Source organism: Amycolatopsis xylanica, from assembly GCF_900107045.1.
GTDB classification, from domain to species: domain Bacteria; phylum Actinomycetota; class Actinomycetes; order Mycobacteriales; family Pseudonocardiaceae; genus Amycolatopsis; species Amycolatopsis xylanica.
Window position 1 is genome coordinate 109,326 of record NZ_FNON01000012.1, and the last position, 22,269, is coordinate 131,594.

The window sequence follows — 22,269 nt, forward strand, 5'->3', positions numbered from 1 at the left end:
GACGCGGTGGACATCGCGGCGTTGATCGTTGGGCTGGTAGTGGCCGTTCTCCTGGTCACCACGGTGGCCAGGAGACTCGACTGGCCGGAGCCGCTGTGCCTGATCGCGGTCGGCGTGGCGGTCTCGTACCTCCCGGGCGTGCCCGAGGTGCACCTGGTGCCCGAGGTCGTGCTGCTCGGGCTGCTGCCGCCCCTGCTCTACGCGACCGCGATCCAGACGTCGCTGGTCGACTTCCGGGCGAACCGGGGGCCGATCGCGCTGCTGAGCGTCGGGCTGGTCACGTTCACCACGCTGGTCGTCGGGTTCGTCGCGTGGCTGGTGATCCCGGGGCTGCCGCTGGCGGCCGGGTTCGCGATCGGGGCGGTCATCGCGCCGCCGGACGCGGTCGCGGCGACGGCCGTGGCGCGGCGGGTGGGGATGCCGCGCAAGATCGTGCGGCTGCTCGAGGGCGAGAGCCTGGTGAACGACGCGGCCGCGCTGGTGGCGTTGCGGACGGCCATCGCGGGCATCGCGGGTTCGGTGACGCTGTGGCAGATCGGGGGCGACTTCCTGCGCGCCGCCGGGGTGGGGATCCTGATCGGGCTGCTGGTCGGATTCGTCGCGGCGATGATCCGGACGCGGCTCGAGGATCCGGTGACCGACACGGCGCTTTCGCTCGCGGTGCCGTTCATCGCGTACCTGTCGGCCGAGGCGTTCCATGGTTCCGGGGTGCTGGCGGTGGTGCTCGCCGGGCTGATCCTCGGGCACAAGGCGCCGGAGATGCTGTCCGGCTCCTCGCGGCTGGCGAGCAGGCTGAACTGGCAGACCATCCAATTCCTGCTGGAAAACATGGTCTTCCTGCTGATCGGGTTGCAGGTCCGGCCGATCCTCGCCGAGGTCGCGCGCGGTGACCTCAGCGGCTGGCAGCTGACGGTGATCTGCTCGGCCATCCTGCTGGTGACGATCTTGACGCGCGCGGTGTGGATGTTCGGGATCGCGTCGGCGCGGCGGCTCTTCCGGCTCAAGGCCTGGCGGTGGTCGTACTCGGCGGTCGTCGCCTGGGCTGGCATGCGCGGTGTCGTCACGCTCGCGGCCGCGTTCGTGCTGCCCGACGACACGCCCCAGCGCGCCGTGCTGGTGCTGGCCGCGTTCGTCGTGGTGGCCGGAACGCTGGTGCTGCAAGGAAGTTCGCTCCCCTGGCTGGTGCGCAGGCTCAAGCTGCCCGCGCCCGACCCGGCCGAGGACGCGTTGCAGGAGGCCGCGCTCATCAACGCCATGTCCCACGCCGCGCTCGCGAAGCTGGAGGAGGTCAGGACGCCCGACGACCCGCCCGAGGTGCTCGACCGGCTGCGTGACCGGATGCGCCACCGCACCGACTCCGCGTGGGAACGCCTTGGCACCCAAGGTTCGCTCGAGGAGACGCCGAGCAGCGCCTACCGCCGGTTGCGGCTGGAGATGATGGAAGCCGAGCGCCAGTACTTCGTGGAGGCGCGCGACGCGGGCAAGGCCGACGACGAGGTGCTCCGCCGCGTGCTGGAGCGGCTCGACATCGAAGAGTCCATGTTGGACCGTGCCAAGGAGGAGGCTCCCTTGGCGGAGAACAGGGAACTCCGCACGCCGGCGGCCACCGCGGGCTCGTGCAAGCACCTGAGCCACGCCTGGCGCGAGGTCGATCCGACGTCTCAAGACCAGTGCGCGGCCTGCGTCGAGGAGGGCCTGAACTGGGTCCACCTGCGCATGTGCCTCAAGTGCGGCAACGTCGCCTGCTGTGACTCGTCCGTCGGTAAGCACGCGACCCGGCATTTCCAGGACACACTGCACCCGGTCATGCGCAGCTTCGAGCCCGGCGAGACGTGGCGATGGTGCTTCGTCGACAAACAGCTAGGCTAGGTGATCCTGGAATTCCGCGTGGCGGAACTGATACAGCGGCCCGACCGCGCGCAGCAGCCCGATCCGATGCGCATCGTCCAAAAAGGACATGAGGTCGCGCGGGAGCAGTCCTTCGCCAGCCAGTCTGTGGGTGGCGACGAGATAGGCGGGCCACGCGCGGTGGTCCCCGGTGAACACCGCGAGCAACCCCGCGGCGAGCCCGAAGATGACCGCCGCGATCGAACAGACCAGCACCGTGGCGGCCTCGAAACCGACTGAAGCCATCGCGCTCGCCTCGAACAACAAGCCTGCCGAGCCACCGCCCACCAGCACTCCGGCGGCGAACCGCACGACGGTGAGATTGCGGTCGCGGCGCCAGCTTTCCCAGGGTGTGCCGGATCTCTTGAGCTGACTCGGCGTCTCGGCCCACCTGATCACGCCGGTGGTGAGGCGGAACGCCACCCAGCCGACAAGGCCCACGAAGAACACGATCACGAGCCCGCTGAAAGCCAAACTCGTTCCCAGCTCGAAGGACTCCCGCAAGCCCAGGAGGAGCAAGCTGCCGATGACCATGATCTTCGAAGCGCCCCAAGCCGTCCCGAGCACCATCGCGACCAGACGGCCGATCCGCCCGCGCAGACGCAGATCGGCGAACCCGGGTTGGTCGTCCGGCCACCTCGCGGCGGAATCCCACACCGTGAACGTGACGACGGCCGCGACCAGACCGCCCGCGCCGAACCCGACGGTGAGGCCGAGCCAACGGCTGAACATGATGCCCTGCGGCCACCCGAACGCCAGCCCAATCACCGCACCGACCGACACCCCGAACGCGAGCCCGATCCGCAGCCGCGTCCGTCGGGTGACGGCCCCGGTGTACCGAGCGAGTTTCCACCACGCGAAGTCCCGTGTGCCGACGTCGCGGGTGAGGTAGGCGGCGAGATATCTCAGCCAGTTCTGCACCTGCTCGGGGTCGTGCCGATGGCGTGGCCGGAACAGGTCGTCGGGATTGTCGCTGGGCGTGCGGGTCGCGATGAGCGCGTCGACGAGATGGTCGAACAGGTGCGCGCGCAGGTCGTCACCGGAGGGGAACTCGGCGGTGTCGAGCAGAGTCGCGGGATCGGCGTCGGGAGTGAGGTATACGGCGCGGACCAGCCACAGGCCCAGCGCCGTGCGCGTGGTCAACGCCAGCGCCGAGCCGGGATCGCCGGCGCGCAGCTCCCTCAACACCAGCTCCCAGCTTGGACTGGGCACCGAGGGCAGGCATCGCCGGAGATACCCGGCCGCGGCGGCGGGCGTGAGCGGATCGGGTTCGACCACGAGAGCTGAGGTCACCACGTCGCCGACCGCGCGGACCGCGTCGGCGAACTCCTCGGTGCGGCTGGTGAGCACCAGCTGGTCGTCGCCGCCGAGTGAGCGGTTGAGCGCGGCGATGACGTCGGCGCGGGTGTGCTCGGGCAGTTCGTCGAGCCCGTCCAGCACTGGCAGGACCTGCGCGCGGACAGTAAGTTCGCCTGCCATGCCGGAGCCCAGTTCGGGGGCACGCAACGCCGGGTAGTCCTGGGCGAGGCGCGTGCTGATCCACTGATGCAGCCGGGGATGGGTCACGGTGTCCCAGCCCGCGACCGAGACGAGCACGGGCACCGGGTCCTCGGGCTTCCTGGTGGTCAGCAGCTGCCGCACCAGCTGCACGGCCAGCGTGGTCTTGCCGGTGCCCGCGGCGCCGAGGATGACGAGCCGCGGCCGTCGCAGCGCGCGGAACCGGTCGACCAGTTCCGCGATCTCGTCGCTGGCGGCGGTGAACAGCATGAGCGGCTCGGTGCTGATCCCCACCGGGTTGTCCATGATCTCGCCGCGTGCGGTGACCTGCCACTGGATCGGCATCGGATCCGGATCGTCCAGCGAGCGGAGCAGAGCCTCGTCGCGCCATTGCGCGGCGACGGCATCCGCGAGCACCTCCTTCGCGGCGTCCAGCCGCGAGGCCGGCGACGTCGCGGGCGCCGGCGGGCGCCGTAGCTGCCAGAACAGCGCGACCAGCGCGGGCACGGCGAAGACCACGGAGACGACCTGGGCCAGGTTCGCCGCGGTCTGCAGGCCGTTGTCACCCCGCCACGCCATGGCCACCACGGCCAGCCCGCCCGCCACGAGCAGCAGCCCCGCCGTCACGGCGACGCCACGCCGTCTCCCGCTGTCACGACTCGTCACAGGAACGGGACGCTGGCGGACCGGCCCGCGTTACTGACGGCTGGGTTAGCGTGGAGCCGTGACTACCGAGGTCGAATACCGCCAGCACCGCTTCGTCCCGCCGCCCGGCTCCACCGAGATCTTCCTGATCCGGCACGGTGAATCGGCGCCTGCCCGGCTCGACCTGCCGTTCGACATGGTCGAGGGCCAGGGCGACCCCGATCTGGCGCCCGAGGGCCGCGACCACGCCGAGCGCGTCGGCAAGCGGATGGCCGACGAGCGGCTCGACGCCCTCTACGTCACGTCGCTGCGCCGGACCGTGCAGACCGCGGCGCCGCTCGCCGCCGCGCTGGGCATGACGCCGAAGCTGGAGGCCCGGCTCACCGAGGTCCACCTCGGCGACTGGGAGGGCGGGCTGTTTCGCAAGCACACCAGCGAAAACCACCCCATCGCCCAGCAGCTGTGGGCGGAACAGCGCTGGGAGGTCATCCCGGGCGCCGAGAAGATGGACGCGTTCGCCGCGCGGTGCCGCGCCGGGATCGAGCGCATCCACGCCGAGCACCCGGATCAGCGCGTCGCCGCGTTCACGCACGGCGGGGTGATCGGCGAGGTGTTCCGCCAGGCCGCCAAGTCCGAGCCGTTCGCGTTCCTCGGCGCGGACAACGGGTCGATCTCACATCTGGTGGTGCTCGGGGACCTCTGGACCATCCGGCGGTTCAACGACACCGGGCATCTGCTGGCACCCCTGGGCTAGCCGGGATAAAGCCCGCTTTATCCCGGCTCCGCAGTGGTCAGCGCGCGCAGGTCACCGGCTGATCGCCGATGCTCTCACTCTCGCTGACGACCTGGTTGTCGACGAGGATGCGGCACCGCAGTTTGCCATTTTTCTTACCCTGCGCGGAAACGCTGTAGAACTCGGAGCCACCTTCGACCCCGGTGCGCTGGAACTTCTTCGACCACGGCGTCGCCGCTTCGCGCTCCTGCGCGATGGCGGCGCCCTGCGCGACGTAGGTGATGTTGCGCGCGCCGTGCTCACCGAAGAGCTCGTAGCTGACCGAGTGCGTGACGCTGCGCGCGACCGCGACCATCGGCTCGACCGCGGGCGGCTGCGGAGCCGGCCCGGCGTTGTGCCTGCCGTCCGGCATGAACTGCGCGGCCACCGCGATGGTCGCGGCGACGACGCCCAGCACCACCAGTGCGCTGCCGAGCGGCTTCAGGGAACCACGTTGTTCCGGCGCCAGTGCCGGAGGTGACGCGGCAGGACCACCCATCCTGTGCTCTTCTCCCGCTAGAGCGTGCTTCCGCTGAGCACGTCGCCTACTTTCTCGCGAAGACGTCACTCGGCGTTAGCCGCAATCGATAGAAATTTCAACATTCACCCTTTCGGGCAGCCGTGAGGGTCACCCATAGTAGTGAACCGGTAACCTTCTCTCTCTACTGCCCCGGATACCGGCCAGTGAAACATTCACCCTGCCGAGTTTTGCCGCTCAGCGAGAAAGTGCGCCACACCCACCGTGGATGAATACAGCGCGCGGTAGTGCGGATAGAAGTCGTCGTACACCGCACGGCGTTCCGCGTCGGGCTCGACCGTGGACCGCACCGGGTTCCACGCGGCGATGTCCGGCTCCAGCCCGACCGCCACCGCGGCGAGCAGCGCGTCGCCGAGCGCGGCGCCGATCGTCTCGACCGGCACCTGCTGGTCCATGCCCGTCACGTCGCTGACGATCTGTGTCCACAACCCGCCCTGCGTGCCGCCGCCGACCGCGACGAGCCGCCCGGCCCGCCCGCCGGAGGCGTCCATCGCCTCGAGGTTGTGCCGCACGCCGTACGCGATCCCTTCCAGCGCCGCGCGATACAGCTCCGCCCGCCCGTGCCCGAGGGTGAGCCCGGCGATGATGCCGCGCGCGTCTGGATCGAACAAGGGCGTCCGCTCCCCCGCGAAGTACGGCAGCGTCAGCAATCCGCGGCTGCCCGCGGGCACCCCGGCGGCCTCGCCGACGAGCGCGGCGTAGTCGGAGCCGACCAGCTTGCGCAGCCAGTCGGTGATCGATCCGGACGTCGCCATCCCCGCTGCCAGCGAGTACGTGCCGGGGAACGCGCCCTGCGTGGTCCAGAGCCCGGTGTGCGGCCGGGGATCGGCCAGCACCTGGATCAGGAACATCGTGGTGCCGTACATGACCATCGTGTCGCCGGGGTCGCGCACGCCGACCGAAGCCGCCTCGGCCCAGGCGTCGACGGTTCCCGCGGTGACCGGAAGCCCCTGGGGCAAACCGGTTTCCGAAGCGGCGGCCGCGCTGACCGTGCCGACCACCTCGGTCGGCCAGGCGAGCCGGGGCAGCTCGATGCCGGGCGCGACGCGCTCGGCCCAGTCATGGGCCCAGTCACCGGCACGCAGGTCGTACATCGGATCGCATTGGCTGGCGGAGTGATGATCGAGCACGTATTCCCCGGTCAGCCGGTGCACCAAGTACGAACTCGCCATCAGAAACAGTGATGTGCGGTCGAAAACGCCGGGTTCGTGCCGTGCGAGCCACCGCCACTTCGGCCCGACCGCCTGCGAGGACAGCGCCGTGCCCGCTCGGTCCACAATGGACTCCGCGCCGAATTCCGCGGTGAGCTCCGCGATTTCCCGGCCTGCCCGCGTGTCGACGCCGTAGAGGATCGCGGGCCGCAACGGCCTGCCGTCCGCGTCGGCGGGCAGCAGCACCGGCCCGATCCCGCTCACCGCGACACCGGCGAGCTTCCTGCCGTCGGCCGCGGCGACGAGTTCCCTGCTCAGCGCCAGGAAATCCGCCCACCACACGCGTTCGGCGTCGTGTTCGAACCACCCGGGACGTGGTGAGGAAGTCTCATGCGGCACGCTCGCGCGCGCCAGGATTTTGCCGCCGGCGTCGGCAAGAACGCCCTTGGAGCTGGAAGTCCCGATGTCGATGCCCAGCACCAGGCCCGGTTCAGCCACTCGACTTCTCCCCCGCCGGTCGTCTTGATCACATCGTAGTCACAGGGACACGAATCGGTGAATAAGCCGCATGGGTGGCCGGGTTATTCTCTCGCCGACGGCCCCGCGCGGGGCGAGGATGGGAGGTCGCGGTGGCGACCATCAGTGACGTGGCGGCGAGGGCGGGTGTGTCCACGGCCACCGTGTCCAGAGCGCTGAACGGGAAGTCCACTGTGGATCCCGAGCTCGCGGCCAGGGTCCAGGCCGCCGCGACGGAACTCGGCTACCACCCGAACAGCCTGGCCCGCAATCTGCGCCGCCAGGAGACGGCCGTGCTCGCGCTCATCATCGCGGACGTGGAGAACCCGTTCTTCACCGCGATCGCGCGCGGCTTCGAGGACATCGCGCAGACCGCGGGCTACTCGGTGGTGCTGTGCAACACCGACGAGAACGAAGAGAAGGAACGCCGCTATATCAACGTCGCGCTGCAGGAACGCGTCGCCGGTGTCGTGCTTTCGCCGAGCGGCCCGTCGACCGACGTCAAGTCACTGCGCGAACGCGGCACCCCGATCGTCGCGGTGGACCGGCCGCTGCCGGACGGCACCGGTGACCAGGTGCTCGTCGACAGCCGCCGCGCCGCGCACACCGCGGCCAAGCACCTGCTGGACAACGGCTACCGCCGCATCGCCTGCGTGACCGGCCCGCCCGGGATCCGCACGGCCGACGAGCGGCTCGCGGGCTACCAGGACGCGCTGCGCGAGGCCGGGCTGAGCAACGATCTGTTCCGCCGCGCCGAATACCGCGCGGGCGGCGCGCGCCAGCCCGCGCTCGAGCTGCTCGACGACCCGCGGCCGCCGGACGCGCTCATCGCGGCCAACAGCATGATCGCGCTCGACGTGCTGCAGGCGCTCGCCGAGCGGAAGCTGCGGCCGGGGCGCGACATCGGCGTGGTGACGTTCGATGATCCGACGTGGGCCAAGCTCATCGACCCGCCGCTGACCGTGATGGCCCAGCCCGCCTACGACATCGGCGCGATCGCCGCGCGGATGCTGCTGGACCGCATCGCCGACACCAGCCTGGCGCCCGCGTCGAGGATGCTGGAGGCCTCGCTGGTGCAGCGCGCGAGCTCCCGGCGGACGTGATCACTCGTCCGGGTGTCGTGGGAAAGCAACGCACTCCCAGCCCTGGACAACGTCTCGCGATGAGGTCAAACTGACTCATCTTCCCTACCCCGCGTGTTTGATTATGTGCTCTCTGTGTCGATCTCTGGTGAATTCACCCACAGATGGGGCACGAAACCGCACGAACCCGCACAACGGGGTTAGAGTGGATGGATGTCAGTCGCGCTCGAGAACGTACTCGCCAAGGCCGGTCTCAAAGTGGACGCAACCGAGTTCCTCACGCTCGTAGAGGACGCCGCCCGGAAACTGTCCCCGCCGAATCCCGACCCTTCGCGCTACTTCTCCGCCGACCAGCGTGCCGCACTGACCGACGTCGGCCTCGACCTCTCCCCCGCCGGCGAGAACGAGCCGGACGCCCGCGCCAAGACCGTCGCCGCGCACGCCGTGCTCGCCGAGTCCGCGCTCACCGTCCTCGAAGCCGCCCGCGCGCTGGGCGTCGACGACAGCCGGATCCGCCACCGCCTCAAGGAAGGCAGGCTCACCGGCTGGAAGGACCAGGGCTGGCGCCTGCCGTCCTGGCAGTTCACCGGCTCCGGCGTGCTGCCGGGCCTCGAAGTCGTGCTCGCGGCGCTACCCGAGGACCAGCCCGCCCTGGTCGTGGCCGCTTTCATGAGCACACCCCAGTCCGACCTGGTGATCAACTCCCAGCCGGCTACTCCGCGTCAATGGCTCCTTTCCGGTGGTGACCCTGAAGCGGTCGCGCGCCTGATCGCTACGCTCGGCACGCCCTTCTAGGCTGTAGCCCGAGCAAGATCACCGAGACAAGGACGGACGAACCCAAGCGAATGGCCCGGCTTCCCCTGCCGCCTGCGCGCGCTGTCCTGGTCAACGAGCTGCACCGCACCCAGGACGTGGTGCAGGTGCACCCGCAGACCAGGATGGTCAGGATCTTCACCGCGAACGGGCGTCACCCCCAGCAGTGGAACACGTTCCGCTACACCGGCCCGCTCCCCCACGGCCGGTTCGACCAGCAGCGCCCCGGCCGTGACGGCGGTCCCGTCACCGACCCCGGCAACGGCGTGCTGTACTTCGGGCTCTCCGTGCGCACCGCGATCGCCGAGGTCTTCCAGACCACGTCCACGGTCGACCGCAAGAGCCGGGGCCCCCGCCTGGTCATCGTCCGCCCGACCCGCACCCTCAACCTGCTCGACCTCTCCGGCCTCTGGCCGACCCGAGTCGGCGCCTCCCAGGAGATCTCCAGCGGCCCGAAGAAGATCACCCAAGCCTGGGCCCGCGCGATCCGCACGGCCTTCGGCGACCTCGACGGCCTCTGGTACCGCTCGTCCATGGACTCCGGCGACCCGGCCATGTGCCTCTGGGACCCGCCGGGCGGCGCGGCCCTGCCCGCGGCGCCGGACATCCTGCTCCCGCTGGACCACCCCGGGCTCGACGTCCCGCTCGGCCGCGTCTGCCAAGAGCTGAACTACACCCTGCTGAACTAAAGGGCGTCCGTTCGGGCGCATTCACGTCACCCCGGTAACGCAACCAAGACCACCCACGCTCTAGCTGAGGGACTGGCGGGCGGAGGGGCGGCAGTGGATCCGATCACGATCTTGACGGGGTTGGTCGCGGCGGGCGCCGCCGTCTCCAGGGAAATCCGGGAATGGATGGGCGGCACGCGCGACCGCATCGAAGTCGCGGCCAACAAGCAGGGCACCGTGCAACCGCTGAGGCACGACGGCACCGCGCTGAGGGCGCCCCAGATCACCACTTACGCGACCTACGCCATGCTCGTCGGCACCTTCCAGCCCGCCGACATCGTCGCGGCACGCAGGCTGAGCGACTTCGACCAGGCGCTGGTGCTGATTTGGCCGTCCGGCACCGACCCGGCGTACACCAGCATCGTGTTCACCTGCGACCTCAACGGCGTCTTCCAGGTGGAACTCGAAGGCGGCACCTACGAGGTGGCCGCCTACGTACTCGACCAAGACCGCGACGAGTTCCGCGGTACCGCGGCGATCAGCTACCTGAACCTGCCCTGGTCCTCACAGGTGGACCTGACCCTCGCCGTCGCGGCGAGCGAGACCGAGCACATTTCCCTGCTGTTGACGGACCAATTCGGTGAAACGGCGGCCGAACTCGTCCTGCCGGACGGCGTGTGTTTCCCGCTGGGGGACTACACGTTGATCGGCGCCGGCGAGAACTGCACCCTGGTCCTGCCCGATCCGTACATCGACGTGGGCCATGCCCAGATCCGGTTCGTCAACGGGTACTACTACGTCGAGGATTTGGGCTCGGTCAACGGAACGGCGGTCAACGGCCAGTTCGTGCACTCGCAGGCGCTCTACCACGGCGACTGGATCAAGCTGGTCGACTGGTACCTCCAGTTCCGCCTGCGCTGAACCTGTGGGGTCGTGAGTGACGCGGCCGGTTCTAACCGGCCTAAACACTCACGACCCCCAATCCTCACCCGAGATGCCGAGCCCACCACTCGAGCACGGCGTGGAACCGCTCCACCCGATGCCGAGGGTTCCCCGACCGCGTCAGCTCATGCCCCTCACCCGGGAACAGCAGCATCTCCGTCTCCACGCCCCGCGACTTCAGCGCGACGAACATCCGCTGCCCCTGCTCGAGCGGGCAGCGCCAGTCGTGCTCCGAGTGCACCACGCAGAACGGGATGTCGATCTGGTCCGCGTACGTCAGCGGACTGCGGGCGCGCTGGACCTCGGGGTCGGAGCCGACGTAGGCCTCGGCGAAGAACCAGCCGATGTCCGAGCTGCCGACGAAGGAGTCCCAGGCGTTGACCGCGCGCTCACTCCAGGCGGCGCGGAAGCGGGAGCCGTGGTGGGCGGCGAGCCAGCCGGTCATGTAGCCGCCGTAGGAACCGCCCATCACGCCGACGCGGGAGGCGTCGAGGTCCGGTGAGGCCAAGGCCGCGTCCAGGAAGGCCAGTAGATCGTCGGCGTCGACCGTGCCCATGGCGTGGACGATGGATTGGCCGTGGCTCTGGCCGTAGCTGGCCGAACCGCGCGGGTTCGCCAGCAGGACGGCGTAACCCGCGGCGGCGCAGACCTGGGCCTCGTCGAACAGGGACCATTCGTACGGGGCGAACGGTCCACCGTGGATCATCAGGATCACCGGGTGCGGGCCGTCGCCCTCCGGCTTGACGACCCAGCCGTGGACCGGGTAGCCGTCCGGTGCCACCGCGGTCAGCTCCTCCAGCGGACGTATGCCCTTGTCCCGCAGCGGTTTCGCGTAGTCGGTGAGCACACGGGGCGCTCCACCATCGAGTAGTACGACCTCACCGTAAGTGGAGGGTGTCGAGATCACGGCGGCCACTGTGGACCCGTCGACGGCGAAACCGCGGACGGCCGCGCGCTCGCCCGCGAGCACGCGGAGTTTCTCCGGCGGGGCCTCGGACGCGTCGCGCGGGACCGCCACGAGCTGGGCTTCGCCCCTGGTGCGGATGACGAAGTAGACCTCGTCGCCGACGATGACGGGCGGGCCTGCCGCCACGTCGCAGTCGACCGTCTCGATCTCGGTCACCAGGCGGGGTTCGGCGCCTTCGGCCTGCTGCACCCAGAGCGCGTCGTTGCGGGCGACGTCGTGGTTGCCGGGGAATTCGGCGCCGTAGAACCAGATCGCGCCGTCCGGGGCGACGGTGGGTTTCATCGCCGTCCCGGCGCTGCGCACCACCAAGCGCGGCTCGCCGCCGGAAGCGGGGATCGCGTACAGGTCGAGGCGTGCGGTGTCGACCTGACCCCAGTCGCGGGGCGCCGAGACGATCAGCGAAGTGCCGTCGGGGGTCCAGGCGGGGTCGTCGACGTCGACGGCTCCGTCGGTCAGTGTCGCCAGGTCACCGGAGACGGTGTCCACAACGAACAGTCTTTGTGGACGGTCGCGCAGGAAGCCGGTGTCGTCGAGCCGGTAGTGCAGGCTGGTGATCCGGCGGGGTGACTCGGCCTCGGCCTTCTCACCGTCGGCACGGGGAACCCCGTAGCGGCCCAGCTCGGGGACCCTTGCGGTGAAAGCGATCCGGCGGGAATCCGGGGCCCACACCGGCGCGCCCGCGCCGAGTGCGAGTGCGGTGACGCGCCGGGATTCGCCTCCGGCCGAAGGCATGACGTGGACCTGGGGCCGAGCGTCCGATCCGGACTCGGTGCGCAGGAACGCGACCCAGCGCCCATCCGGCGAAATGGCCGGGGCGGAGTCGCGTTCGCCCTGTGTCCACGCGCTTTCCGAGCCGTCGAGCCCGATGCGGCGGATACCGCCGCGATAACCGTCACTCTTCAGGTCCGGCCGGGAAACCGCGGTCAGCAGCAGGTCACCGCGCAGCGCGGGGGCGCCGGGGACCGTCAGGTATTGGATGTCTTCAGGACGCACAACGCCGACGGTACCCGATAGTTAGCGCTTCTAACTACCGAACGCCCACGCCGTTCTCTTCGGACCGCTCGTCACGCTTGGCCTTCGCCAGGCTGGCCACCGTGGTCACGGTCAACACGACGACGATCACGCCGAGGGAGACCCAGTTGTTGATGTCCAGCCAGTCCGGGACCACGTGGTACTCGTGCAGCGCGTGCAGGAACAGCTTCGCGCCGATGAAACCGAGGATGACCGCGAGCCCGTAGGACAGGTAGACCAGCTTGGTGACCAGACCGCCGAGCAGGAAGTACAGCTGGCGCAAGCCCATCAGCGCGAACGCGTTGGCGGTGAACACCAGGAAGGCCTCCTGGGTGATGCCGAAGATCGCCGGGATCGAGTCGACCGCGAAGAGCAGGTCCGCGCTGCCGATGGCGACGATGACCACGAACATCGGGGTGATGTAGCGCTTGCCTTCCTTCTTCACGAAGGACTTGTGGCCGTGGTAGTCGTCGGTCACCGGGAAGAGCTTGCGCACCCAGCGGGTGAGCGCGTTCTCGTGGTACTCCTCTTCCTCGTCCTTGCTGCGGACCATGCTGACGGCCGTCCACACGAGCACCGCGCCGAAGAGGAAGAACACCCAGACGAACTGCGCGATCAGCGCGGCGCCGATGGCGATGAAGGCGCTGCGCATGACGAGCGCGAGCAGTATCCCGATCAGCAGCACGCGGTGCTGGTGGATGACGGGCACCTTGAACGACGCCATGATGATCATGAAGATGAACAGGTTGTCCACGCTCAGCGAGTACTCCGTGATGTACCCGGTGATGAACTCGATCGCGGGCTGATGCCCGGCGAAGAACCAGAGCCCGGCGAAGAAGAGCAGCGCGCAGGAGATGTAGAAGACGACCCACTTGGCCGCTTCCTTGGTCGTCACCTCGTGTGGTTTGCGATCGACGATCACCAGGTCGACCGCGATGAGAGCCAGCAGCCCGACGACGGTGACGATCCATAGCCACAGGGGAACGAACATGAAACCCAACCTCCGGATAGCGCGCAGCAGCAACTAACCGGAGGTCTCTTCCGCCGGTGGAACACCGGCCGACGGTGCCGGGGGCCCGCGGGCGCACCGTGCTGACGACACCGCCGCGAAGGAATACTCCCCTCACAGCAGATCTATCTTGACTGATCGGTCGTATTAACGCCAGTCAAGGTAGCCCGCGTCACCGTTACGGGCGCGTAATGACCGTCACCGTGCACAGCGGGCCATCGAATATGTCGGATTCGTGTGAGTTCGGGAAGACACTCTCAGGAAACTTCACCTACCGTCACTGTCGTGCCCCGCATCCCGATCCCACGCACGCGAGCAGGCCGCTGGACCTCGCTCGCGCTGGCCGTCGCCGTGCTCGCCGCGGCCGGTCTGCTCTGGGCCACCAGTGGCCCGCCGCCGTCCAAGGTCGTCACGACCGACGCCATGATCCCGGTACCCGCCGCCCCGAACTCGCCGGACCGGATCTCGATCGACACCACTCTTTACCAGCCGGAGAACACCCCGGCGCCCGCTGTGCTCCTCGCGCACGGGTTCGGCGGGGACAAGAACAGCGTCGCCGCCGACGCGCGGGAACTGGCCGACCGCGGGTTCGTCGTGCTGACCTGGTCGGCGCGCGGGTTCGGCCGCTCCGGCGGCAAGATCACCCTCAACGACCCCGGCTACGAGGTCGCCGACGCGAGCAGGCTGATCGACTTCCTCGCGACGCGGCCCGAGGTGCAGAACGTCAACGGGGACCCGAAGGTCGCCGCGACCGGCGCGTCCTACGGCGGCGCGCTCTCGCTGCTGCTCGCGGGCACCGACAAGCGCGTCGACGCGATCGCCCCGGTGATCACCTACAACGACCTCGCGCAGGGCCTCGTCCCGAACGCGGCGACCACCGGCGCCGCCGCGGGCACCCCGGCCGCAGGCGCGTTCGCCGCGGGCGGCGTCTTCAAGAAGACGTGGGCCGGCATCTTCTTCTCGGCCGGTTCCGGGGCCGCGGCCTCGGGCAACCCCGGCGCCGACGCGCCCGAATCCGGCCAGCGGACCATGGAATCGGGCCAGGCCATCGGCGCCGCTCCCCCGTCCGTGCCCCAGCCGGGCGGCGGCCCCCGGCCGTCCGCCGATCCCTGCGGCCTGTTCACCTCGCAGGTCTGCCAGGCGTACACCGAACTCGCGACCACCGGCAAAGCCAGCCAGCAGACGCTCGACCTGCTGCGCCGCGTCTCGCCAGCCTCGGTGACGAACAAGATCACCGTGCCGACGCTGCTCGTCCAGGGTGAGAGCGACACGTTGTTCGGGCTCGACCAGTCCGACGCCACCGCGCGGCAGATCACCGCGGCGGGCGGCAAGGTCAAGACCATCTGGTACACCGGCGGGCACGACGGCGGCAAGCCCGGCCCGCAGCTGCGCGGCAAGATCGCCGACTTCCTCAAGTTCCATCTGACCGGCGAGGGCGCCGACCCCGGCACCAATTTCAGCTACGACGTCCAAGGCACCTTGCGCGCCAACGGAACCCCGTCGGTCCGCACGGTGGTCGCGCCGGCCTACCCGGCGACGGCCGAGCGCAGGCAGATCGCGCTCACCGGCCCGGAGCAGCCGATCGTGCACCCGGCTGGCGGCAACCCCGCGTCGGTCAGCGGGCTACCGGGGTTGAACAGCCTGTCGAGCAGTTCTTCCCGCGTGGCCGGGATGTTCGGCATCGACCCGCCGGGGCAGGCGGCGCAGTTCACGTCGGCGCCGATGGAGTCGCAGCTGCTCATCACGGGCGGTTCGACCGTCAAGCTCCGCGTCAACGGCCCGCCCGGCGAGGCCGTGCTGTTCGCCAAGCTGTACGACGTCACGGCGGACGGCCAGCGGACCTTGCCAGCCAACGCGATCTCCGCGTTCCGCGTGCCGTCACTGCCCGGCGAGGTGACCGTGACGCTGCCCGGCATCGTCCGGCCGATCGAGCCGGGGCACACCCTGCGGCTGGTCGTCAGCACCACCGACCAGGCGTATCTGTCCCCCGACGCGCCGTCCGTGTACCAGGTTTCGCTGGCGCCGGGCTCGACGCTGGGCGTGCCGGTCGTGCCGGGCACGCAGCTCGGCACCGGCTGGCCGACCGGGCAGCTGATCGGCATCGGCTCGACGGTGCTCGCGGCCATCGTCATCGCGGTCATCGCGGCGATCCGGCGCAAGCGCTCGCACGACATCGACCCCGAGCTGGCCACGACACCGCTGGTCATCGAGGGACTGACGAAGTCCTACCCCGGCGGGCTGACCGCGGTGAAGGATCTCTCGTTCCGCGTCGAGCCCGGCATGGTGCTCGGCCTGCTGGGGCCGAACGGCGCTGGCAAGACCACCACGCTGCGGATGCTGATGGGCCTGATCACCCCGACCGAGGGCTCGATCAGGGTGTTCGGTCACAAGATCGCGCCCGGCGCGCCGGTGCTGTCCCGCATCGGGTCCTTTGTGGAGGGTTCCGGCTTCCTGCCACACCTGTCCGGGCACTCGAACCTGGAGCTGTACTGGGCGGCCACCGGCCGTCCGCCGGAGAAGGCGCACTTCACCGAGGCGCTGGAGATCGCCGGGCTGGGCAGCGCCGTGCACCGCAAGGTCCGCACGTACAGCCAGGGCATGCGGCAGCGGCTCGCCATCGCGCAGGCGATGCTCGGCCTGCCGGAGCTCATGGTGCTCGACGAACCGACCAACGGGCTCGACCCGCCACAGATCCACCAGATGCGCGAGGTGCTGCAGCGCTACGCCGCGACCGGGCGCACCGTGGTGGTCTCGAGCCACCTGCTGGCCGAGGTCGAGCAGACCTGTTCGCACGTGGTCGTCATGCACCGCGGGCAGCTGGTCGCCTCCGGCGAGGTCGGCGACATCACCGCGGCGGGCGGCGAGGCCAGTTTCCGCGTCGACAAGCCGGAAACCGCGATGGAGGTACTGCGCGCCGCCGAAGGTGTCACCGACGTCGACGCCGAGGGTCAGGTCGTGCACGCCAACCTCGACGGCATGCCGCGCGCCGACGCGGTCGCCGCGCTGGTGCGTGCCGGGGTCGCGGTCGAGCAGGCCGGGCCGCGGCGCCGACTCGAAGACGCGTTCCTTCAGCTGGTGGGAGACAGCCAGTGAGCAACAACAACGGTGTCCACACCGACCCCGCCGCGCTGACCGAGCTGAGCGATGTCGCTTCGCACGAGCACGCGGAGGTCGGCCCGGACGGCGCCGTCGCGGGCTACCGCGCGGACCGGACGCTTCGCCTGGGTGTCGAGCTCAAGCGGCAGCTGAAACGGCGGCGCACCCAGCTGCTGCTGGGTTTCGTCGCGCTGCTGCCGTTCATACTGGTGATCGCGTTCGAGATCGGCTCGGCCAACCCGAACCGGCGCAGCGGCGGGTTCGTCGACCTGGCCACGGCCAGCGCGCCGAACTTCGTGGTGCTCGCGTTGTTCGTGGCGGGCGGGTTCCTGCTGCCGATGATCGTGGCGTTGTTCTTCGGCGACACGATCGCTTCGGAGTCCTCGTGGTCTTCGCTGAAGTACCTGCTGGCGATGCCGGTGCCCCGGCATCGGCTGCTGCGGCAGAAGGCGATCGTCTCGGGGCTGCTGTCGATCGCGGCGCTGGTGCTGCTGCCGCTGGTTTCGCTGGCCGTCGGCGTGATCTGGTACGGCGCAGGCGACGCGATCAGCCCGACCGGTGACTCGGTGACGTTCTCGCAGAGCCTGCTGGCGATGGTGTTCGCGACGCTGTACATCATCATCCAGCTGGCCTGGGTGGCCGGGCTGGCGCTGTTCCTGAGCGTTTCCACGGACGCGCCGCTGGGCGCGGTCGGTGGCGCGGTGATCGTCGCGATCGTTTCGCAGATCCTCGACCAGATCACCGCGCTGGAAGGATTGCGCGATTATTTGCCGACGCATTTCGGGTACGCGTGGATCGATTTGATCTCGACCGATATCGACTGGACGCAAATGGTCAACGGGATATTGTCGGCGGTCATCTACGGGACCGTGTTCTTCCTGCTGGCCGCGCGCCGCTTCGCCACCAAGGACGTGACGAGCTGAACCCCGGTGCGGCCGCGGGGTTTTCTCGCGGCCGCACCGGGAAATCACTTAGCCGGCATCGCAGAGCTGCCCGATGTACCAGGCGTTGATGGCGAGCGGCTTGAGCTTGTGGTCACCTGGCCGGACACACATCCGGTAGTCGCCCACGAGGTACTGGTGGACATTGATGACCACATCGGTGCGCGGCGGCGCATCGCAGTGGCCGTACCACGGGCCGTCGGCTTCCATGTGGAAACCGCAAATGAGCTGATTCGTGCTCGCCGACGCGGCAGAACCGGCTCCGACCATCGCCGTGGCCGCGATCGCGCCCACCATCAATCCACGGAACAATTTCATTGCTACTACCCCCAGTAGTAAGCACGCCGTTCCTGGCGTGACATATCCAGGTTAGAACCGTCCGCGAACTGATCGCCATGGTCCGATCGGGTCACGCTTGTCAAATCGGCGTCAAGCCGATCCCGGCCGCACGGCGTAATCTGAGCCGGTGATCCATACCGAAATCACCGGCGAGGTGGCGGTACTGCGCCTGCGGCACGGCAAGGCGAACACCATCGACACCGAGCTCTGCCGCGAGCTGGCCGACACGCTGGCCGAGGTCGAGCGGGGTGGTCAGCGCGCGGTCGTGCTGACCGGCGCCGGCGAGATGTTCTCGGCGGGCGTCGACCTGCTGCGCCTGCACGACGGCGGGCCGCGCTACATCACGGAGTTTCTCCCCGCGTTGTCGGACGCGTTCCTCGCGCTGTACGGGTTCCCACGCCCGGTGATCGCGGCCGTCAACGGGCACGCCATCGCGGGCGGCGCGGTGCTGGCCGCGGCCTGCGACCGGCGCGTGCTCAACGCCGCGCACGGCCGGATCGGGGTCACCGAGCTGCTCGTCGGCGTGCCGTTCCCGTTGTCGGCCATGGAGATCCTGCGCAGCGCGTTCGGCACGAGCGCGCTGTCCGAGCTGACATTGCTCGGCGAGACCTACGGGGGCGAGCACGCGCTGGCACGCGGGCTGGCCGACGAACTCGCCGAACCCGAGGAAGTCCTGCCGCGCGCGCTCGAACTGGCACATCAGCTCGCCACCATCCCGCCGAAGACGTTCGCGCACACCAAAGCGCAGATCCACCGGCCGTTCCACGAACGCATCGCCGAACACCGCACCGGCGACGACGCGCATGTCGAACAGCTGTGGTCGTCGCCGGAGTCACTGACGGCGATCAAGTCCTATGTAGACAAAGTGCTACGGCATTAGCTCCAACGCGCGGCCCAGTGTGGTGATGCGGTCTTCGAGCGTTTCGCCAGCCGGATACAGCCGGACGGTATTGACACCGGCATCCTGCCAGGCACGCAAACGCTTCCGTACCATGGTTTCGGTGCCGATCAACGTCGTCGCGAGCACCATCTCGTCCGGCACCGCGGCGGCGGCCTCGTCGCGGCGGCCGTCGACCCAGAGCTGTCGCACGCGGTCGGCGACCTCCGCGAAACCGAGCCTGGCGTAGGCGTCGTTGTAGAAGTTCTTGCCGGCGGAACCCATGCCGCCCAAGCTGAACGCGAGCCCCGGCTTGCGCTGGGCGACCATTTCTTCGACGTTGTCCCCGAACGCGACTTCGGCGCCCTGGCAGATGTCGATGCCGCTCATCTCGCGGCCCGCGCTCGCGGCGCCCTCCGCGAGAGGGTCGAGATACGCGCTAGCCGCCTCGGGCACGAAGCTGGTGCCGAGCCAGCCGTCGGCGACGGCGCCGGTCAGCTTGAGCATCGCGGGCGAAAGCGTCGCGAGGTAGATCGGGATGTCCGGGTTCGGCGGCTGGTTGAGCCGGATCGCCTTGCCGTCACCGCCGGGCAGCGGCAGCTCGAAATGCTTGCCCGCGTACGTGACGCGGCCGTCGGCGAAGACCTGCCGGATGATCTCGACCGTCTCGCGCGTGCGGCCGAGCGGATGCGCGAACGGCGTGCCGTGCAGGCCTTCGATCACCTGCGGGCCGGACGCGCCGAGGCCGAGCAGGAACCGGCCCTCGGTCATCCTGGCGAGGGTGAGCGCGGTCATCGCGACGAGCACCGGCGAGCGGCTGCCGATCTGGAGCACGCCGGAGCCGAGCAGCATCCGCTCGGTCTTCGCGGCGAGATAGCCGAGCGGGGACGCCGCGTCGCAGCCCCACGCCTCGGCCACCCAGCAGAGGTCGACGCCCATGCGCTCGGCCTCGACCACGTAGTCGACCAACTCTCGCCAGGGCGCGGCTTCGGCGCTGAGCTGGATGGCGACGCGCATCAGCCTTCCGCCAGCTTCTTGATGCCCTCGACGGTCGCGAGCATGTTGCCGCGGAACTCCTCGAGCCGTTTCGCCACGATCCGTTCTTCCTTGTCCGGCATCGCATCGATGGCGAAGCTGAGTCCCGACCGGGCGGGGCCCATCCGCGCCCATTGTTTGAGCAGCGTGCCTTCCCCATCGGGCGCGAGCTCGAAGCGCCACGACGAGGACGGCTGCTCGCCGATCCGGACATCCCACGCGAACAGCCGCTCCGGCTCGTAGGCGACGACCACGCAGGGCGTTTCCCACTGGCCGATCGCCGGATGCTCGTTGCGGCCGACGAATTTCGCGCCGAGCGCCGGGCCGCCATCGACCCAGCTCGCGCCCTGGAACTCCTTGGAGAACCTGGCGGGAAGGTCGATGTCGGTCAGCCAGCGCCAGACCTCCGCCGGTGGTGCGGCGACGTGAATTTCCACCTCGACGGTGGGACAGTCCGCGTACTTCATAGCCCCGAACGTACCGCGTGCCGGTCATCGGGAAGGGCCCTTTGTTCGCGTCTTTAGGCGGTTGTCGAGCCGAAGTGGGTCTGTGAATATCCGACGGATGCCCACGATCGGGTGATCTCGCAAAGGAGTGATGGTGGTCAAGAAACTCACGACGCTGCTCGCCGCATTGGCGGCAGCGGTCACCCTCGCGCCGGCGGCGACCGCCGCGCCCGCGCCGGGTGACATCGCGGAGGCACTCAAGCACATCCCGGGATTGACCGTCGTGTCGGAGGACCCCGCACCCGCCGGCTTCCGGTTCTTCCATCTGACCTTCACGCAGCCCGCGGACCACCGCGACCCGCGTGCGGGCACCTTCGAGCAGCGGTACACGCTGCTGCACCGCGACTTCGCCGCGCCGACCGTCGCGTACACCTCCGGCTACAACATGAACGACAGGGCGTCGCGTTCCGAGGTGACGCAGATCGTCAACGGCAACCAGCTTTCCATGGAGTACCGGTACTTCTCGCCGTCACGCCCGGCCAAGACGGATTGGGCGAAGCAGCTCACGATCTGGCAGGCGGCGGCCGACGAGCACCGCGCCGTCCAGGCGCTGAAGGCCATCTACCCCGGCAAATGGCTCGCGACCGGCGCCAGCAAGGGTGGCATGACCGCCACCTACTATCGCCGCTTCTTCCCGCACGACGTCGACGGCACGGTTCCTTACGTCGCACCGAACGACGTGATCAACGAGCACGACTCCTACAACAGGTTCCTGGCCCGCGTCGGCAACGACCCCGCCTGCCGCGCGGCGTTGAAGGCCGTCCAGCGCGACGTGCTCAAGCGCCGCGACGAGTTCGGCGCGCTCGCCGCCCGCGAAGCCGCGGAGAAGAAGTACACCTTCACCACGGTCGGCTCGATCGACATCGCGATCGAGCTGACGGTCATCGACTCGTACTGGGCGTTCTGGCAGTACCAAAAGCAGGCCGACTGCGCGACGGTCCCGGCGGCGGGCTCCCCCGCCCAGGTGATCTACGACTGGTACGACCGCGTGGAAAGCCTCGTCACGTACGCCGACCAGGCGCTCGAGGGCTACGTGCCGTACTACTACCAGGCCTCCGTCCAGCTCGGCAGTCCCGAGTCGTACGACAGTTACCTGCAGGACCTGATCCGCTACCCCGGCAAGAACGTCTCGTCGACCTTCGTGCCGAAGTCGATCAAAATGCCACCGTTCGACCACTTCGCCATGCCGGACATCGACTTCTGGGTCCGCACCCAGGGCGACCAGCTGCTCTACATCTACGGCGAGAACGACCCTTGGGGCGCCGAGCGTTTCGCGCCGTCACGTCACCGCGACACGGCCCTGTACACGGTCCCCGGCGGCAACCACGGCGCCAAGATCGCGCAACTCCCCGCAGCCCAGGCAGCCGACGCGACCGCCATGGTCCGCCGCTGGGCCGGGCTCCCGCCGGTCGCGGGCGCGCTGACCCAGGCGTCGCCGCCGGCCGGTTTCCCCGATTTCGACGCGGACCCGTTGGTGGTCCAGAAGCCCCGCCTCTGACCTTCGCGGCCGTGCTCTTCGCGGCGTAGGCTGCTCGGCGCCTTGAACCGAAAGGAGCCGAGCATGCCTCGCCCCGTCCACTTCGAAATCCACGCGACCGATCCCGAGCGTGCGGTCGAGTTCTACACCGCGGTGTTCGGCTGGAAGTTCGAGCGCTGGGGTGACGTGCCGTACTGGGTCATCGACACCGGCGAGGGCACCGGCATCAACGGCGGCCTCGTCCCCCGCCAAGGCCCGCCCCCGGCGGCCGACGCGCCCGTCCACGGCATGGTGAACACCATCGCCGTCGACGACCTCGACGCCGTCATCGCCACGGCCGAGTCCGCGGGCGGCACCGTGGCACTGCCCAAGCAGTACATGCCCACGGTCGGTCACCTCGCGTACTACAAGGACCCCGACGGCAACATCTTCGGCATCCTCCAGCCCGACCCGCCCGCTGACGCCTAACCAGGTCGTGAGTGTTTTCGCCGGTTAGAACC

At 69.3% G+C, this 22,269-nt stretch carries 19 protein-coding genes; 11 read left to right on the plus strand and 8 right to left on the minus strand.

All coding sequences use genetic code 11. The features are described from left to right. Positions 1–6: 6 nt before the first annotated feature. Positions 7–1,869 (plus strand): Na+/H+ antiporter, encoded by a 1,863-nt coding sequence (locus BLV57_RS38350; protein ID WP_091298418.1) that lies wholly within the window; start codon positions 7–9, stop codon positions 1,867–1,869. Here the strand turns inward: BLV57_RS38350 and BLV57_RS38355 are convergent. After that, positions 1,861–4,050 carry an NACHT domain-containing protein gene (locus BLV57_RS38355; protein ID WP_143047262.1) on the minus strand — a complete coding sequence of 730 codons (2,190 nt, stop codon included), beginning with the start codon at positions 4,048–4,050 and terminating at the stop codon, positions 1,861–1,863. The two genes, BLV57_RS38350 and BLV57_RS38355, sit on opposite strands and share 9 nt — an antisense overlap. 58 nt (positions 4,051–4,108) lie before the next feature. Here BLV57_RS38355 and BLV57_RS38360 point away from each other — a divergent pair, with 58 nt between their 5' ends. Next, on the plus strand, positions 4,109–4,783 hold the full coding sequence (locus BLV57_RS38360; protein WP_091298424.1) for a histidine phosphatase family protein: 675 nt from the start codon (positions 4,109–4,111) through the stop codon (positions 4,781–4,783). Between the two features lie 37 nt (positions 4,784–4,820). Here BLV57_RS38360 and BLV57_RS38365 read toward each other — a convergent pair whose 3' ends face one another. Continuing rightward, a complete protein-coding gene (locus BLV57_RS38365) occupies positions 4,821–5,300 on the minus strand; it encodes an MmpS family transport accessory protein (protein ID WP_091298426.1) in 480 nt (159 codons plus the stop codon). 194 nt (positions 5,301–5,494) lie between these two features. Next, the gene (locus BLV57_RS38370) at positions 5,495–6,988 is read right to left on the minus strand and encodes an FGGY-family carbohydrate kinase (RefSeq protein ID WP_091298429.1); all 1,494 of its coding nucleotides are present in this window, start codon (positions 6,986–6,988) and stop codon (positions 5,495–5,497) included. A gap of 131 nt (positions 6,989–7,119) precedes the next feature. Here BLV57_RS38370 and BLV57_RS38375 point away from each other — a divergent pair, with 131 nt between their 5' ends. From BLV57_RS38375 to BLV57_RS38390, 4 genes are all read left to right on the plus strand, one after another. Then, positions 7,120–8,109, plus strand: a complete 990-nt coding sequence (locus tag BLV57_RS38375; protein WP_091298430.1) for a LacI family DNA-binding transcriptional regulator — start codon at positions 7,120–7,122, stop codon at positions 8,107–8,109. A gap of 192 nt (positions 8,110–8,301) precedes the next feature. Continuing rightward, entirely contained in the window at positions 8,302–8,883 is a 582-nt protein-coding gene (locus BLV57_RS38380; RefSeq protein WP_091298433.1) for a DNA-binding protein, read from the plus strand. 50 nt (positions 8,884–8,933) lie between these two features. Then, positions 8,934–9,590 (plus strand): RES family NAD+ phosphorylase, encoded by a 657-nt coding sequence (locus tag BLV57_RS38385; protein ID WP_091298437.1) that lies wholly within the window; start codon positions 8,934–8,936, stop codon positions 9,588–9,590. Between the two features lie 93 nt (positions 9,591–9,683). Continuing rightward, positions 9,684–10,490: an FHA domain-containing protein gene (locus BLV57_RS38390; protein ID WP_091298440.1), complete on the plus strand. Its 807-nt coding sequence runs from the start codon at positions 9,684–9,686 to the stop codon at positions 10,488–10,490. A gap of 64 nt (positions 10,491–10,554) precedes the next feature. Here the strand turns inward: BLV57_RS38390 and BLV57_RS38395 are convergent, their stop codons facing one another. Beyond that, positions 10,555–12,471, minus strand: a complete 1,917-nt coding sequence (locus tag BLV57_RS38395; protein ID WP_091298445.1) for a S9 family peptidase — start codon at positions 12,469–12,471, stop codon at positions 10,555–10,557. 34 nt (positions 12,472–12,505) lie between these two features. Further along, entirely contained in the window at positions 12,506–13,480 is a 975-nt protein-coding gene (locus tag BLV57_RS38400; protein ID WP_091298448.1) for a TerC family protein, read from the minus strand. Between the two features lie 303 nt (positions 13,481–13,783). On the opposite strand from BLV57_RS38400, the gene BLV57_RS38405 reads away from it, so the two are divergent. Together BLV57_RS38405 and BLV57_RS38410 are read left to right on the plus strand one after the other, a co-directional pair. Then, positions 13,784–16,591 carry an alpha/beta fold hydrolase gene (locus tag BLV57_RS38405; RefSeq protein WP_091298451.1) on the plus strand — a complete coding sequence of 936 codons (2,808 nt, stop codon included), beginning with the start codon at positions 13,784–13,786 and terminating at the stop codon, positions 16,589–16,591. Further along, positions 16,588–17,517: an ABC transporter permease gene (locus tag BLV57_RS38410; protein WP_091298454.1), complete on the plus strand. Its 930-nt coding sequence runs from the start codon at positions 16,588–16,590 to the stop codon at positions 17,515–17,517. Before BLV57_RS38405 ends, BLV57_RS38410 begins: the two co-directional genes overlap by 4 nt. A 48-nt stretch (positions 17,518–17,565) precedes the next feature. On the opposite strand, the gene BLV57_RS38415 is transcribed toward BLV57_RS38410, so the two are convergent. Then, complete coding sequence (locus BLV57_RS38415) at positions 17,566–17,853, minus strand: DUF6355 family natural product biosynthesis protein (RefSeq protein ID WP_091298456.1); 288 nt, start codon at positions 17,851–17,853, stop codon at positions 17,566–17,568. Between the two features lie 148 nt (positions 17,854–18,001). On the opposite strand from BLV57_RS38415, the gene BLV57_RS38420 reads away from it, so the two are divergent. Then, complete coding sequence (locus tag BLV57_RS38420) at positions 18,002–18,754, plus strand: enoyl-CoA hydratase/isomerase family protein (protein ID WP_091298458.1); 753 nt, start codon at positions 18,002–18,004, stop codon at positions 18,752–18,754. Here BLV57_RS38420 and BLV57_RS38425 read toward each other — a convergent pair. Both BLV57_RS38425 and BLV57_RS38430 read right to left on the minus strand, forming a co-directional pair. Next, complete coding sequence (locus tag BLV57_RS38425; protein ID WP_091298460.1) at positions 18,743–19,768, minus strand: LLM class F420-dependent oxidoreductase; 1,026 nt, start codon at positions 19,766–19,768, stop codon at positions 18,743–18,745. The two genes, BLV57_RS38420 and BLV57_RS38425, sit on opposite strands and share 12 nt — an antisense overlap. Then, on the minus strand, positions 19,768–20,253 hold the full coding sequence (locus BLV57_RS38430; RefSeq protein ID WP_091298462.1) for an SRPBCC family protein: 486 nt from the start codon (positions 20,251–20,253) through the stop codon (positions 19,768–19,770). Before BLV57_RS38430 ends, BLV57_RS38425 begins: the two co-directional genes overlap by 1 nt. Before the next feature lie 130 nt (positions 20,254–20,383). Between BLV57_RS38430 and BLV57_RS38435 the strand changes: the two genes are divergently transcribed. Further along, entirely contained in the window at positions 20,384–21,790 is a 1,407-nt protein-coding gene (locus BLV57_RS38435; protein WP_091298465.1) for a S28 family serine protease, read from the plus strand. Positions 21,791–21,853: 63 nt separating this feature from the next. Further along, positions 21,854–22,237, plus strand: a complete 384-nt coding sequence (locus BLV57_RS38440) for a VOC family protein (protein WP_091298467.1) — start codon at positions 21,854–21,856, stop codon at positions 22,235–22,237. Positions 22,238–22,269 lie beyond the last annotated feature (32 nt).

Bases quoted from the DNA above. Each gene is read 5' to 3' on its own strand.
- BLV57_RS38365 (WP_091298426.1), bottom strand. From the start codon at position 5,300: ATGGGTGGTCCTGCCGCGTCACCTCCGGCACTGGCGCCGGAACAACGT.
- BLV57_RS38380 (WP_091298433.1), top strand. From the start codon at position 8,302: ATGTCAGTCGCGCTCGAGAACGTACTCGCCAAGGCCGGTCTCAAAGTG.
- BLV57_RS38385 (WP_091298437.1), top strand. From the start codon at position 8,934: ATGGCCCGGCTTCCCCTGCCGCCTGCGCGCGCTGTCCTGGTCAACGAG.
- BLV57_RS38400 (WP_091298448.1), bottom strand. From the start codon at position 13,480: ATGTTCGTTCCCCTGTGGCTATGGATCGTCACCGTCGTCGGGCTGCTG.
- BLV57_RS38415 (WP_091298456.1), bottom strand. From the start codon at position 17,853: ATGAAATTGTTCCGTGGATTGATGGTGGGCGCGATCGCGGCCACGGCG.
- BLV57_RS38425 (WP_091298460.1), bottom strand. From the start codon at position 19,768: ATGCGCGTCGCCATCCAGCTCAGCGCCGAAGCCGCGCCCTGGCGAGAG.
- BLV57_RS38430 (WP_091298462.1), bottom strand. From the start codon at position 20,253: ATGAAGTACGCGGACTGTCCCACCGTCGAGGTGGAAATTCACGTCGCC.
- BLV57_RS38435 (WP_091298465.1), top strand. From the start codon at position 20,384: ATGGTGGTCAAGAAACTCACGACGCTGCTCGCCGCATTGGCGGCAGCG.
- BLV57_RS38440 (WP_091298467.1), top strand. From the start codon at position 21,854: ATGCCTCGCCCCGTCCACTTCGAAATCCACGCGACCGATCCCGAGCGT.